Annotated in this window: 9 protein-coding genes; 7 read left to right on the plus strand and 2 right to left on the minus strand. The window is 43.4% G+C overall.

Going from position 1 to position 15,852, the window contains the following annotated elements; translation table 11 throughout:
- The first annotated feature begins 204 nt into the window (after nt 1–204).
- From SY85_RS18005 to SY85_RS18020, 4 genes are all read left to right on the plus strand, one after another.
- A complete protein-coding gene (locus tag SY85_RS18005; protein ID WP_066406258.1) occupies nt 205–3,345 on the plus strand; it encodes a SusC/RagA family TonB-linked outer membrane protein in 3,141 nt (1,046 codons plus the stop codon).
- 11 nt (nt 3,346–3,356) lie between these two features.
- Entirely contained in the window at nt 3,357–4,775 is a 1,419-nt protein-coding gene (locus tag SY85_RS18010) for a SusD/RagB family nutrient-binding outer membrane lipoprotein (protein WP_066406260.1), read from the plus strand.
- Between the two features lie 255 nt (nt 4,776–5,030).
- Entirely contained in the window at nt 5,031–8,168 is a 3,138-nt protein-coding gene (locus SY85_RS18015; protein WP_066406262.1) for a SusC/RagA family TonB-linked outer membrane protein, read from the plus strand.
- Between the two features lie 10 nt (nt 8,169–8,178).
- On the plus strand, nt 8,179–9,585 hold the full coding sequence (locus SY85_RS18020; protein WP_066406263.1) for a SusD/RagB family nutrient-binding outer membrane lipoprotein: 1,407 nt from the start codon (nt 8,179–8,181) through the stop codon (nt 9,583–9,585).
- Between the two features lie 293 nt (nt 9,586–9,878).
- On the opposite strand, the gene tadA is transcribed toward SY85_RS18020, so the two are convergent.
- On the minus strand, nt 9,879–10,319 hold the full coding sequence (tadA, locus tag SY85_RS18025) for a tRNA adenosine(34) deaminase TadA (protein ID WP_066406264.1): 441 nt from the start codon (nt 10,317–10,319) through the stop codon (nt 9,879–9,881).
- A gap of 209 nt (nt 10,320–10,528) precedes the next feature.
- On the opposite strand from tadA, the gene SY85_RS18030 reads away from it, so the two are divergent.
- Nucleotides 10,529–11,398, plus strand: a complete 870-nt coding sequence (locus tag SY85_RS18030) for an alpha/beta fold hydrolase (RefSeq protein WP_066406265.1) — start codon at nt 10,529–10,531, stop codon at nt 11,396–11,398.
- Nucleotides 11,399–11,420: 22 nt separating this feature from the next.
- Here the strand turns inward: SY85_RS18030 and SY85_RS18035 are convergent, their stop codons facing one another.
- Nucleotides 11,421–11,915: a hypothetical protein gene (locus tag SY85_RS18035; protein ID WP_066406267.1), complete on the minus strand. Its 495-nt coding sequence runs from the start codon at nt 11,913–11,915 to the stop codon at nt 11,421–11,423.
- A 138-nt stretch (nt 11,916–12,053) separates the two neighbouring features.
- On the opposite strand from SY85_RS18035, the gene SY85_RS18040 reads away from it, so the two are divergent.
- Together SY85_RS18040 and SY85_RS18045 are read left to right on the plus strand one after the other, a co-directional pair.
- Nucleotides 12,054–12,569, plus strand: a complete 516-nt coding sequence (locus SY85_RS18040; protein WP_071891035.1) for a GNAT family N-acetyltransferase — start codon at nt 12,054–12,056, stop codon at nt 12,567–12,569.
- 313 nt (nt 12,570–12,882) lie between these two features.
- Nucleotides 12,883–15,258 (plus strand): M61 family metallopeptidase, encoded by a 2,376-nt coding sequence (locus SY85_RS18045; protein ID WP_082886572.1) that lies wholly within the window; start codon nt 12,883–12,885, stop codon nt 15,256–15,258.
- The last annotated feature ends 594 nt before the right edge of the window (nt 15,259–15,852 follow it).

Raw genomic sequence — 15,852 nt, forward strand, 5'->3', positions numbered from 1 at the left:
TTTAAAATAGAAAAGGGGCCTGTTTCAGGCTCCTTTTCTATTTATGATTTTTAGGGATTGAAGTGCTGCATAGCGTATTTTACAAATAGTAGCCCTCATAGGTAATGTTTAAAAGCGAGTAATGGATTGTAGTAAAAGGCTTGTCCCTAGCTCTACATTAAAAAATATTTTATATATTACTTAACAATCAAACCCCTATTAGAGATGAGAAGATTACTGCTATGCCTGGCAATGGCCCTGCTTCTATTGCCGCAATTTTCCTCTGCCCAATCCCGGCAAATTAAGGGTACTGTTAGTGATGATAAAGGAAGTCCCCTGCCCTTTGTATCCGTAATTGAAAAAGGGACCCAGAATGGAACAACCACTAATGAAAATGGAGCATTTACCATTAGTGTCACAAAATCAAAACCTGTACTGGTGTTTTCCTACACGGGGATGCAGTCGCATGAACTGACTGTTGGCAATTCCAACAGCTACAGCGTTTCCTTAAGTACTGTCGGTGCCATGTCGGAAGTGGTTGTAACCGCAATGGGTATCTCTAAAGAGAAAAAGGCTTTAGGTTATGCCAGCCAGCAAGTGGGCACTACAGAGTTAAATCGTAACCATCAGGCTAACCTGGTGAACGCTTTACAAGGTAAAGTAGCAGGTGCTACTATTTCCAGCGTAGGTGGTGGCCCAGGCCAGGGAGCAACGATCCGGATCAGGGGTATTAACTCAATAGATGTAACGCAGTCGAATGATCCTCTGTTTGTTATTGACGGCATTATCCTGGATAACAGTACGTCTACCTTAGGTTCTGGCTCTGGTTATAATGTACGTACAGTAGGTAACAGGGCATCGGATATTAACCCGGATGATATTGAAACCATTAATATTCTTAAAGGGGGTGCCGCTACGGCCTTATACGGTTTGCGTGGCGCTAACGGTGTAGTAGTGATCACTACCAAGAAAGGCAAGGGTGATGGCGTACGGGTAAACGTTAGCAGCACCTACGGGTTTGAGAACATCAATAAAACTCCCGAGATACAAAGGACCTATACTGCTGGTATATTAGGTGTGTACACACCAATTGGTCTTGGGCCAGCCTGGGGGCCAACGATTGCAGAAGCAAAAGCTGGTACAGGGCCAGGTAACGTGGCAGCGGATCCCACTCATCCGGATGAGATCTATGATAACTACAAGCAGGCCTACCGCACGGGAAAGCAAATGCGTAACTCCATTAACATGACAGGAGGATCTGAAACTGTTAAGTTTTATTCTTCTTTATCTTATTTTGATCAGGAGGGCATGTTGCCTTTTACGGATTATAAAAATATTTCCGGGCGCTTAAATACAGATGTGAAGATCAGCAATAAGCTAAAAGCTTCTGTCAACATGAGTTATACCAATTCGGGTGGTTACCGTTATGATGCTGACCGATTTGGAGAAAGCCTGGCTTACTTCTCCGGAAGATGGAATGTGCAGGATTATTTAAACCCCGATGGTACGCAATTATGGCGTGGTACTAACAATCCTATTTATGGAGCGGCTACCAACCGGTTGAAAGATAGAGTGAATCGTTTTGTAGGTGGTCTTTCATTTGGTTATACGCCATTCTCCTGGCTAAACTTTAGCTACCGTGTAGGTGGTGATATTTATACCGATAACCGTTTCCGTACGGCGCCAGGACTTAGGGGTATAACCGGGGAGCGCTCTTATGATAATGCAGAAGGGTATGTGGGTGAATACAATACCAATTACAGAGCCCTTAACTCTACCTTTATGGCAACGCTTACATCTAAGCTGGGTAAGAACTTTAATTCTTCCTTACGTCTTGGACATGAGTTGTTGGACAGAGAAATTACTTCAAGAGGTGTACTTGGTTCTAAGCTAAATGTATTTGACTGGTTTAATCTACGAAATGCAGCTGTGTTAGAGTCTAGTGATAACAGTAGCCAATATAGACTGATGGGTCTTTTTGGAGAAGCTACTATCGATTATAAAAACTTCCTCTTTTTATCACTTACCGGAAGAAATGATATTACGTCATCCCTTCGCAAACCAAACAACTCCTTCTTTTATCCATCTGCCAGTTTGAGCTATTTATTCTCCGAGCAATTGAAGTTGCCTGAGTTTATTAGCAGTGGTAAGGCTCGCATCTCGTATGCAAAAATTGGTAAGGATGCATTGCCTTACAGTACATCCACAGGCTATTCTGCTTATAGCTCATTGCCTGCCGGAACAACAGGCTTTACCAGAGGAGCTAACTTAGGTGATCCTAACTTACGTCCTGAGTTTACCAATACTATTGAAGGTGGTTTAGAAATGAGTTTTCTGAAAAACCGCCTTGGTTTTGATGCCACCTACTATCATTCTATCAGTGAAGATCAGATCATTAACGTGAATGTGTCTTCCGCTATAGGTTATGTCCGTGCGGCTGTAAACTCTGGTAGCATGCGCAATAAAGGTATAGAACTGGTACTGCGTGGTACACCTATCAAAACAAGCAATTTTACATGGGATGCTAACCTGAACTTTTCTGCCAACAGAAACAAGGTGTTAAGCATTAGAGAAGGGCTGACTGAAATTCCTTATGGCGGCTCCAGTGGTGGTTATGTGAATTCACCTGTTACTATGAAATTGATACCCGGTGAGGCCTATGGAAATATTTATGGTACGCATTGGTTGCGTTACTATGGTGGGAAAGAAGAAGATAAAGTAAGAACCGACAAATCTTTGCCAATGGTTATTGGCGCTAATGGATTCCCTGTTTTAGCGCCTGTTTCAAGCCAAAAGCTATTGGGTAACTCTCAGCCTGACTGGGTGGGCGGTTTCAGCAATACGGTGACCTATAAAAACTTCACACTATCTGCTTTAGTAGATGCTCGTTGGGGATTTGAAAAATTCAATCGTCTTGATAACTTCTTTGCCGCCTTTGGTATTGCTGATTATACTGCAGACCGAAGAGAGTTTAAAGTGTTTGAAGGCGTATTGGCAGATGGTACACCCAATACAAAAAAAGTTTGGTTAGGGCAGGGGGTTGGCCCCGATGGAGTTAACTATGGCGAAGGCTATTATCGTAACTACTATCGTGCTATATCTGAGCCATTTGTTGAAGATGCTTCATGGATTCGTTTACGCTCTGCTAGTTTAGCCTATAACCTGCCTGCATCATGGTTGCCTAAAAACTTTATTCGTAATGCTTCTGTTTCTGTAACCGGTAACAACCTATGGCTGTATACCAAGTATTATGGTTTAGATCCCGAGTCTGTTTCTGCAGATAGCGGTAGCAATGTGGATGGTTCTGCTGGATTTACGTATCCTTCTGCCAGAACCTTTTTATTCACCATTAATGTAGGATTCTAAAATTTAAACTTATGCGAAGAAATTATAAATATACCTTCCTGCTTATTGCTATTGGGCTTGTTGGATTGCCAAGCTGTAAAAAGGGTTATTTTGATTTGAATGACAACCCTAACCAGGTTACAACGCCTTCTCTTGCCTCATTGCTAAGTACAGCAACTCATAAAACAGGGATTAATAATTACAACGTAGGTGGTATTACTTCTACTTATGTGCAATACTTGGCCAACCCATCCGCATCAGCTTCTTCCGACATCTACCAGGAACTAGATCAAACGGGTACATGGGATGCCTTGTATTTTGCCATGGCTGATATCTCAGACATGAAAGACCTGGCTATTAAACAAGGCTCAAGTGAGTACCTGGGCGTAGCTAATGTATTACTGGCTTATCATTTAGGGTTAGTAACAGACCTATGGGGCGATGCACCTTTTTCTGAGGCATTCAAACCCACTACACTAACACCTAAATATGATTCTCAAAAAGACCTTTATAAGACAGAAATGGATCTGTTGGATGCTGCTATTGTAGAGTTGAATAAAACAGACGCTACAATCAAGCTGTCTACTACCAATGATTTAATTCATAAAGGTGTGCGTACCAGCTGGCTGAAAACGGCTTATGCCTTGAAAGCAAGATTGTTGCTGAAAGTGAGTAAGACCACTGGCTACAGTGCTGCTTCAGTTCTGGCTGCTGTAGATAAGTCCTATACATCGAACGCCGATGATGCCGGTATGGCTTCTTTCCAGCTTAGAAATCCCTGGGCACAGGTAGCACGAAACAATGCCAGCTTAACGTTAGGCGGTTGGCTTTCGGAGCAGCTAATCGATCAATTAAACGGTACTACTTACGGTGTGTTTGATCCCCGGATCAGGAAGATCACAGACCCTACGGTTAATAATACTTTTATAGGTACCGTGAATGGTGCGGGCAATAGACCGCCTGGTAATAACACGGTGAAAGATGAAAATTATGTTGCTATAAGTTCTCCATGGACAAGCGATGTAGCTCCTATACTAATTGTAACCTATGCAGAGCTGAAGTTTATTGAAGCAGAAGCTGCATTGGCTACGGATCCTGCAAGAGCTTACAGTGCTTATTTAAAAGGTATCAACGCGAATATGGACAAGCTGCAGGTGTCTGCAACAGATGCTGAGCGGACTGCTTATATAACAGCAGCTTCCGTAGGCGCAACGAACTTAACAAGAGCCCTTATTCTGAAAGAGAAATACATTGCTACTTATCTTAACCCGGAAACGTGGAATGATGCCCGCCGTTTTAATTATCAGTACAAAGATTTTACACTTCCGCAAAATGCTGCCCTTCCTACGTTTATTCGTCGACTGGCTTATCCTGTAGGAGAAAGAAGCAAGAACGGGAAAAATGTTCCGACAGTAAGTTCTTTAGCCGAAAAACTTTGGTGGGATCAATAGAGATTGAATTATTGAGTGACTATAAAAGCCCTGCAATTGCAGGGCTTTATTTTTTACCATTCACAGGAATATTGTGCACTACCTGTTGATACCATCTTTCTTCTTTAGGCTAGCTTATACATACAATAAAAGATTAGGGTCATGTGTATGTATATGCGCAAGGCTTTTTTGTTAGAATGCAGCATTTGACGTTATTAGCTGGTCTACCATACTACAGATCTTCTACTGTATTTACTAACATAAACACCATGCGAAATGAGAAAGTTGCTACGCTTTCTGGTAATTACCTTTCTGGTATTGCCTTACCTCGCTTTTGCTCAAACAAGACAGATTACTGGTACTGTAACCGACGAAGGTGGTAATCCCCTGGCTTTTGTTTCGGTAGTAGAAAAGGGGACTAAGAATGGTACTACTACCAACGACAAGGGCCAGTTTAGCCTTTCGGTAACCAGTGCTAATCCTGTTCTAACTGTTTCGTATACGGGGCGCCAGCCGCAGGAAATTGCTGTAGGTGCCAACAATAATTATACAATAGCCTTACAGGCTACAGGTACCATGGCAGAAGTGGTGGTAACGGCACTGGGTATACGAAGGGAGCAGAAAGAACTGGGTTACTCGGCCCAGCAGGTAAATGTGGGTGAGATCACAGAAACCCGGCAAACCAATATTGTCAATGCATTGCAAGGTAGAGCTACTGGCTTGCAGATCAATTCTACAGGGGGTGCGCCTGGACAAGGAGCACGCATTATTATGCGCGGTGTGAACTCTCTGGATCCTAACCGCAATATCCAACCATTCTTTGTGGTAGATGGTATTCCAATCGACAACTCTACAGATGTGCCAGCTGGGTCTGGGCAGGATTTGAAAGGTTTAAGTAATCGTGCTGCAGATATTAACCCCGATGATATTGAATCAATCACAGTATTAAAAGGCGGAGCCGCAACTGCGCTGTATGGAATACGGGCAGCAAATGGAGCAATTATTATTACTACCAAGTCCGGCCGTGCAGGCCGTGTGCGGATCAACTTAACCAGTACTTATGGTGTTGATGAGGTAGATAAGTTTCCAGATACACAAAAAACATTTACGCAGGGCTATAGCGGTGTGTATGATAAAACCAGTTTCTGGCCTTCCTGGGGACCTACTGTAGCGGAGGCTAAGGCGCAGGACCCTACACACCCCGACGAGCTATTCAATAACTATAAAAGAGGTTATCAGGATGGCTACATAATACGCAATACACTGAGCTTAAGTGGTGGAACTGATGTGGCCACTTTTGCTGCCTCTTTATCGCAACTCAATCAGCAAGGCGTCTTACCTTTTAGTGATTATCAAAACTATGGCGGTAAAGTCAGCAGCACCGTTAAAATATCAGAGAAAATCAGGTTTGGTGCATCGGCCAACTACATTAACTCTGGCGGCTACCGAGTGAACGCTGACCGCTATAATGAGCAATTGTCCTACTGGGCACCCCGCTGGGATGTAATGGACTATGAGACACCCGAGGGTACCATGAAAGTGTATGGTGTCGATAATGATAACCCCATGTTCGTTGTAAGTCACCGGCGCTTTAAAGATGATGTGAACCGCTTTATAGGTAATGTGAATTTTTCTTACACACCTATAAATTGGCTGGATATTTCTTATCGCTTTGGAGGTGATATAATAAGCGATGTGCGTACAGAAACCGCCCCTGGCCCTAAAGGATTACCGGGCGAATTGTATCCTGCCAGTGATTTTCGCAATTACGATCCAAGCCGTGGCCTTGGGGGCTTTGTAGAAGAGTATCGTGGCAATAGACGTATTCTCAACTCTACAGCAATTGTTTCACTAAGCCCTAAACTTTCAGATAATATCAGCACTTCTTTAAAGCTGGGTCATGACCTTTTTGATTCTCGCTTTAAGTACGTATATACCATTGGCGATACCTTATCAGATCCTACGTTTTATAATTTGAACAATGCACGGAAAGTAACAGCGTCCAATTACTTAGAAGACCGCCGCATTGTTGGTGTATTTGGCGACTTAACACTAGGTTGGAAAGACTTTTTGTACTTGACACTTACGGCCCGGAACGACTGGACATCTACGCTGCCCGAACAAAACCGTTCCTTCTTTTATCCTTCAGCAAGTGTGAGCTATGTTCTTTCCCAACACCTGACATTGCCTGATTGGATCAGCTTTGCTAAAGTCAGAGGATCAGTAGCCAAGATAGGTAAGGACGCTCCACCTTATTCTTTCTCCACAGGGTTTATTCCATTAGATCCACCGTTATTGGGAGGGTTAACACTATCCGATCGCTCAGGGGATCCCAATTTGAAACCTGAATTCACTACGTCTTATGAAGGAGGTGTAGATGCCCGTTTTTTACAAAATCGAATAGGAGTTGAGTTTACCTACTATAATAATACGAGCAAAGACCTGATCATACCGGTAGCCGTAACTACTTCCAGTGGCCTGAAAGAAATTTATCTGAACGCAGGCTCTATTCGTAACAAGGGAGTTGAAATCAGTTTATATGGAACACCTGTTCGGAAAAAAGATTTTAACTGGGATGTACGCGTAAACTATACGCATAACGATAATGAAGTACTGGAGATTTATCCCGGCTTAACAGAAGTACCTATTTTATCACAGTTTGGCTACCTCAGTTCTACGGTTACCCAAAAGTTTATTCCCGGTATGCCAGTGGGTGCTTTGTTTGGACGTAGCTATGCCCGCTACTATGGCACTGGGAAAGAAGACCCAATTTTTATTGATTACAGCCGTCCGCAGTTAATAGGTGCTAATGGCTTTCCTGTGATCAATACCAAGCAGATGTATTTGGGCAACTCACAACCCGATTGGATAGGCAGTATTTATAACGATCTCCGCTACAAACAGTTCAGCTTGTCATTTTTGTTTGATGCGCAGCAAGGACTGAAAAAGTATAACCAGATGGCCAACTTCATGGCGGCTTTTGGTATTGCCACCTATACAGAGAACAGGCGGGAAACGGTAGTGTTTGAAGGGGTAAAATCCGACGGATCACCCAATACAAAACCTGTATGGTTGGGCCAGGGTGTTGGCCCAGATGGTGTGAACTATGGCAATGGCTTTTACCGTAACGTATACCGTGGGGTTTCAGAAAACTTTGTTGAAGATGCTTCGTTTGTAAAGCTGCGTAACGTAACGATAGCATACCAGTTGCCAGAAAGCTTATTACATAAAACGAAGTTTATAACAGGGGCTTCTATTGCCTTAAGCGGAAACAACTTGTGGTTGAGTACTGATTACACAGGCTTTGATCCAGAGTCCAGTTCTAATAGCGCCGCTAGCTTAGCCGATGGCTTTGCCGGGTTTACCTACCCGGCTACACGGAGCTATATGGTGACATTAAACCTTTCATTCTAAACGGCAAACCATGAAAAAAGTATTCATCTATACGGGTATCATCTTCTGTATACTGTTTGCGGGTTGTAAAAAGTACCTGGACGTTAATACCAATCCTAACCTGGTATACAATCCTTCTCTCAGTAGCCTGTTGGTGACATCTACGCTTCAAACAGGCCTGAATGTGCAGCGCATGGGAAACATTACGTCGTACTATGTACAATACTTAGCTTCTCCCAATGCGGGTAGTGATAGGGATACCTACCAGGAAGAAGATCTGTCTTCAACCTGGAATGATTTCTATAGTGCCATGACCGATATAAAAGCCATGATGCAACAGGCCGAAGAGAGAGGCGCCACAGAGCATCTGGGCGTAGCCAAGGTAACGATGGCAATGAACCTCAATATGCTTATTAATATGTTTGGCGATGTTCCATACAGCCAGGCCTTTAAAGGAAAAGACAATGTAATACCTGCATATGATAATCAACAGGCCTTGCATGATACCACGCTTAAGTTACTGGATGAAGCATTAGCAGCGTTTAACATGCCAACACCTACGATCACGCTGGATCCCGCTAGTGATCTTATATACAGAGGTAATGTAGCTGCATGGAAAAAAACGGCCTATGCATTAAAGGCTCGCTTCTTAAACCAGCTTTCAAAAACCAGCAAGTATAGTCCTGCAGATATTTTGGTAGCTGTAGATAATGCGTATACGTCTAATGCCGATAATGCTGCTCTTACGGAGTTTCAGGAATTTAATCCCTGGAATGAAGTGGCGCGCGATAATGCCAACCTGATCCTGGATGGCTGGTTGAGTCAGCAGTTTGTAGACGCCACTAATGGTAAAACATTTGGTGTAATGGATCCCCGTTTGCCTTTGATCACCAACCTGACCCGTTTTGGCGATTACAGGGGCACGCCTAATGGACAAGGCCGCAGTGGCACTGGAACTAATAATGAAGAATCTGTGTTGACACGCAAAGGTTTTTATTCTGCGGATGGTGCTACACCACTATGGCTGGTAACCTATTCTGAACTAAAGTTCATAGAAGCAGAAGCTGCCTTTAGAAGTGGCAATAAGACAAGAGCTTATGCTGCTTACCTGGCAGGTATGCGGGCACAAATGGATTTGATGAAAGTAGATGCAGCAGCAAGAGATGCCTATGTTAATAATCCCACAGTATCCGTGGGTGAAAGCAACTTAACCTTAGACCTGATCTTCAAGGAAAAATATGTGGTCATGTTCCTGCACCCGGAAGCTTGGGTAGATGCCCGCCGGTTTGACTATAAGTACAAGGACTTTACCCTGCCTGTCAATGCAGTCCTAACTTCATTTATCCGCCGCTCGGCCTACCCGGTTGTAGAAACCAGTCGCAATGGCGCTCATGTGCCGGATGTAAATATGCTGACCAAGCTGTGGTGGGATCAGTAGGTGAGTAGTGAATGGTGAGTGGTGAGCATTCGTGAAACGTCAAACGTGAGACGTGAAAGGCCTGCCGCACAAAGCCAAAGGTTAAACCCGCTTATAAAAAAGAGCACTCCTTAAGTGGAGTGCTTTTCTATTTACATTATCCTTTAAATAATCAATAATTATTCATTAATAATCATTGATGATTGAGCGTTGAGCATTGAACATTCCTCCCTCACTTCTTCCTTCATCATTCCTTGTTCCTTGTTCAATATTCCTTTTCCTCCAAATCCATCTCTATCCTTATAATCCTAGTTCTATTTCCTCCTCATGGCAAAAAAGTCCTTCATTAACTGACTGCATTCTTCCTGTAATAAGCCGTATTCTATAACTGTCTTTGGATGAAAGGGTGATACATCGCGGGTAACGCGGCGGTGGCCATTCTTTTCATCAATAGCGCCATATACAATGCGGCCGATCTTGCTCCAGTATAGTGCACCGGCGCACATGACACAAGGCTCTACCGTTACATAAAGCGTGGCATCCATCAGGTATTTACTGCCTAAATAGTTGAAAGCTGATGTAAGCGCAATGATCTCGGCATGCGCCGTACAATCGTTGAGCTTCTCCACCTGGTTATAGCCACGGGCAATGATCTTGTTATTCAGTACGATCACGGCACCCACAGGCACTTCTTCCTCATCAAAAGCCTTCTGCGCCTGCACTAGTGCCTGCTTCATGTAATACTCGTCGTTCATGCTGCGAAAGTACAGACAGTTAGACATTAAAAGCAGAGAGCGTGAGACGTGAAAGGTGAAACGTGAGAGGGAGAGCTACTAGCTATGAGCTTCGAGCCATGAGAAGGGAAATGAATAGAGAAAGACGAAACGTGAGGCTGTCCGATGCCAACTGCCAACTGTCCACTGTCAACTATACCGTGGCGTACAAATTGTCTATACCTAAATGCATGAACCAAACCTTTACACTGCCGGATGGAAGACAGCTCGGCTATTGTTTGTACGGAGAGCCAGAGAACCAGCCCTGCCTGTATTTTCATGGTACACCCAGCTCGCGCCTGGAACCACAGTTATTAGGAGCCTATAACATTGATCTCAATCTTTTGCTATACAAAGCTGAATTGTTTCTGATTGCAATAGATCGGCCGGGTATGGGACTATCTACGTTTAACCCTAAGGGTGACTTTATCAACTTTGCAGCTGATGTGCAGTTACTATTACAGCATTTAGGAGTCAGTAGTTGCCCCGTGTTGGCCTGGTCGGGTGGGGGACCTTATGCATTGGCTATTGCACACCATTATCCACGGCTTATTTCATCGGTTTCCATAGTCTGCGGCTTTACACGTCCCTTTGCCAAAGGCGTACTTCAACTGATGGGCAAGAACAAATGGTATTTCCGGCTGGCTAAGTATACACCCTGGATGCTAAAAAAAGGCATGAATATTATACGGAAACAGCGGGTAAGAAAGGCGCCTCCCCAATGGATCACAGGATTGCCTTATGTAGACTATGCTTATTTTAAAAACGGTATACGGGTAATTTCGCAGCTCACGCTAAAAGAAGCCTGCCGGAACAGTGCAGAGGGAGCTGTGCATGAGGCCCGCTCTTATTTCAATGACTTTGGTTTCGCACTGTCAGATATACAACAACCTGTACATTATTGGTGGGGAACAGCAGATATGACAGTAATACGATTACATGCAGAAGCGGTAGAACAGCAAGTACAAAACGCGGTTATGCATTACCGGGACAAGGAAGGGCACGTGTCGATTTATGTGAATTGTTTTGAAGAGATATTGGCGCAGTTAAGTCGGGTTTAGCGTACTATTTATTTGTCGTTGCTTAATAAAACCAATTGCCATCATTAATGGAAACCTTCATATTGCTACTGCTATCTTCAATATAGCTACTATAAAGTTTGACTTTTATATTCTGTACTTTACTGTCAAATAGGTCGAAGTAGTGCTTTGATTGAAACTGATAAGATATTCTGTTTTTCTTATCCACTAAATAACACTTAAGGGGCTGTGGACTCTTATCACTAAGGCAGAAGGGTATACTATCTATAACCAGCTTTTCAGTGTAATTACCTGAGTATAATGGCCAACTGGAAGAAATCACAAAACCAAACTGAGATGTATCAATATCTTGTTCATGATTAATTTCAAAATGTAGCGTTTTGTACAAGAACGTATCACAGGTAGGTGGTTGCCGAACAGGTAGGTTTTGCCTAATGTCAAATGGCCACATTATATTGCCGATATTCTTGCTTTTGAAGCTGCAGGACAGTATTAAAAAACTGCAAATAGAAACAATGGTTTTAAAAGAAGGTTTCATAAGTATACCATTAATGTATAAAGCATTCCTTCTGCGCAACTAACCCTTTAGCTCCCGGCCTTATAATTCCGCTTGCCCTTATCGTTTTTAAAAAGAAGTAAAATAATAAAATATCCAGATAGCGTGTAAATTTCAGCTATGAACTTGACCATTCGGGAAGCTACCAAGGACGATGCGATGCTGATTGCAGATTTGAGTCAGCAAACCTTTTACGACACCTTTGCAGCCGATAATAAGAAGGAGGATATGGACATGTTTTTAAACAAACAGTTCACAAAGGGTCGTCTGGTTCTGGAAGTAGGGGCGCCAGGCAATATCTTCCTTCTGGCTTATAACAATGGGGAGGTGGCTGGGTATGCCAAACTACGTGAAGGCAAACAACCTAAAAGCCTGGGCACCAAAAATGCCATGGAAATAGCCCGGCTGTATGCTGTAACGGCTATGATCGGGAAAGGAATAGGCCGTGCGCTGATGCAGGCCTGTATAGATAAGGCCAGGGCCATGGGAAAGGAAATGATCTGGCTGGGCGTCTGGGAGCGCAACCAGCGCGCTATTGACTTTTACCACAAATGGGGCTTTGAAAAGTTTACGGAGTGGGATTTCCTGCTGGGTCGAGATCTGCAACGCGATTGGCTGATGAAGAAGTCACTTTAGTTGGCAGTTGACAGAAGACAGTTGGCAGAGAATGATTATCGCTTACCAACCATTACTGATCCATATCTACCTTCACATTGCTTCATCTGTCGTTTTATTACATACTACTCAACGCTTCTCAGATAAGCTGGCCTTCTGCCGTGAGTCTTCCTTTCACCTTGTAAATCTATTTTCTTCCTCGCAGCTCACAGCTCATAGCTCGCAGCTCCAACTCACCATTCACCACTCGCTACTCACCATTTTATGATAAATGGTCACCGAAAATTGGCCAGCCTTTCGTTTCTTAGCCGCTTCAAACTTGTTTTTCAATTTTATGAAGTCATTATTTAAGCATGCCCTCTCTGCAGCAGCCTTATTGACAGCTACAAGCGGCATGGCACAAAACGGTTATCAGTACGCGGTCGACCTAAACGCAATTACCAATGACCAAGTGGCCGTAACGCTGGTAACGCCTAAGCTGACCACTCCAACAGCTACATTCTCCTTTCCTAAGATCATTCCTGGTACCTATGCCATTAGCGATTACGGAAAGTTCATTTCTAATGTAAAGGCCTTTGATAAAAACGGTAAAGCGCTTGCTGTAACCAAACTGAACGACAACCAGTGGAAGATTGCCAATGCTACCAGTTTAATCAAGGTTACTTATACGGTAGATGATGTGTTTGATGCCGATATCAAACACAATATATACCCAATGGCAGCTACCAATTTTGAAGAAGGTAAGAATATTGTAGTGCATTCGCCAGGTGTGTTTGGCTTTTTTGAGGGTTTAACCAAACTGCCTTTTGAAGTAAACATCTCAAAGCCTAAAGAACTATACGCCTCTACCAGCCTTAGCCCGGTAGCGTCTACACCTACCAGCGATGTCTTTAAGGTTAACAATATTGACGATCTGTACGATGCACCAATTATGTATACTGTGCCAGATACTGCTACAGTAAAAGTGGGAAATTGCCAGGTGCTGGTTTCTGTATACTCTCCTAATCAAAAGATCCACGCTAAGCAAATAGCCGATTGGATGAGCGATCTGCTGGATGCAGCACGTCAATATTTGGGTGGTAAACTGCCAGCCGATAAATATGCTTTCCTCTACTACTTTAAAGATCCTACGACTAAATCTTCGTTCCCAATGGGATTGGGAGGTGCACTGGAACACAACACTTCATCGTTCTACTATCTGTACGAGGTGCCACAATCCATGCAGAAGGAAAGCATCGTGGACATTTCTTCACACGAGTTCTTCCATATTGTTACTCCATTGACGATCTCTTCTAAAGAGGTAAAAGAGTTCAACTGGGATAATGTGGTATTGTCGAAGCATCTATGGCTTTACGAAGGTGTTACAGAGTACACGGCACACCACGTATTGGTAAAATATGGCCTGAATACGGTACCGCAGTTTTTGAATAAGCTATCTGGTAAGATCACCGACTCTCGCACACACTACAATGATACCCTGCCATTTACAGTAATGAGCGTTGATGCTGCAGGTAAATATGAAAAAGAGTATAACAACGTATATCAGAAAGGCGCCCTTATTGGTGCTGTGCTGGATATTTATTTATTACATCTGTCTAAAGGCAACTATGGTTTGCGCAACTTGACCTATGACTTAGGTGTACGCTATGGTCGTAACCGCTACTTCAACGACAACGAGTTATTCGCTGCTATTGAAGAATTAACGTATCCTGAAGTGCGCGCTTTCCTGGAAAAATATGTAGCGGGCCCAACACCTATTCCGTATGATTATTATTTCGGATTGGCGGGTGTAAAATACTCTCCCCGTGCCGAGCGCCAGGTGTTTTCGTTGGGTGGTATAGCCTTAATGCCAAATGCCGCAGGCCATATCACAGTGGGTAGAGGCAGCCAGATCAACGAGTTTGGTAAAAAGATGGGTTACCAGGTAGGAGATGAGATCTATGCGATCAACAATATGCCACTTACAATGCAGAATGTGGGTGATGTGGTAGCAAATATTAAAAAGGTGATGAAGGAAGGTGATCCACTTACGGTTATGGTTGGTCGTAAGAACGCTAACAATGCAATCGATACGGTAATGCTTTCAGCTCCTATTGCTAAGGTAACCGAAGCAGAATTGAATAAACTGGAGTTGATGCCAAACCCAACGCCCGAGCAGCAATTGGTGCAGAAGGCTTGGTTAACAGCTCCGCAAACCGCATTGGCCGTAGCGCCTACAGCTAACCCCGCAGATGTGAATAGCATTGATGCCATTGTAAAGGCTTTATACGATGTGATCTCTGGAGCGGCGGGTCCGCGCAACTGGGATCGTTTCCATAGCCTGTTTTTGCCAGAAGCTAAAATGGGTGCTATAACAGCGGCTGGCCAGTTCCGCACCTTTACGCCTGTACAATACCAGCGCAACAACAAGTCGCATTTTGAGGAAAGTGGTTTTTATGAAGAGGAGCTGAAGCGCAATGTATTAGAGTATGGTAATGTAGCTACTGTACAAACATCCTATCAATTCCGCTTTGAGCCTAGTGGCCCGGTACAACAACGCGGTGTTAACTATGTAACATTAGTAAAGACAAACAACCGTTGGTGGATTGCTAATATCAGCTGGCAACCTGAAACCAAGGAGCTGCCATTGCCTGCATCCTTAGATAAAACGGTTGCTCCTGCAGCCGCTGTGCCTGCAGAGAAAGACAAGAAAAGCAAGCGTAAGGCATAGCATGCAGCGTGAATGACGAATGGTGAGTGGCCAACACACAAAGCAAAAAAATAAACACTCTTATGAAAAAGCACTCCTTTATAGGAGTGCTTTTTCTTTTATCAACATTAGCGAAGTAGAATATCTCAAAGGCATGCATCAGCAACTAGACCGCAATTCATAACCCTCTTGCCTTTGTCATTCTAAACGCAGTGAAGAATCTCAGAGAGCTACACTACAAATCTGATTGCTATAATAATGCCACTTATATTTTGTCAACCTGAGCTTTGCGAAGGGCACTAACTCTTTCAATCTGACTGTTAGAAGTAAAGACTTCTTCTGTCATGCAGAACTCGTTTCAGCATCTGCTCTCACACTGAAAGAAAGCATCAATAAATGTAGTACCTCCTTCTGCTAATAAAATTTGGTTTGGATTGCTAAGCTCAGCCTTGGTACTTATGTGTTTAACAACATTCTTGTAATTGAGAGTACAGTGCCATGCAAAGTCCGTTTAGTTGGCTATTGCGCTGTATGGCTGTGATGGCTATATGGTTTACATAATTGGCAAAATTTTAAATCACGCATGATAAAAATCAACAAAAAGAGTGTTGTAAC

Source organism: Flavisolibacter tropicus, from assembly GCF_001644645.1.
Classification (GTDB): Bacteria; Bacteroidota; Bacteroidia; order Chitinophagales; family Chitinophagaceae; genus Flavisolibacter; species Flavisolibacter tropicus.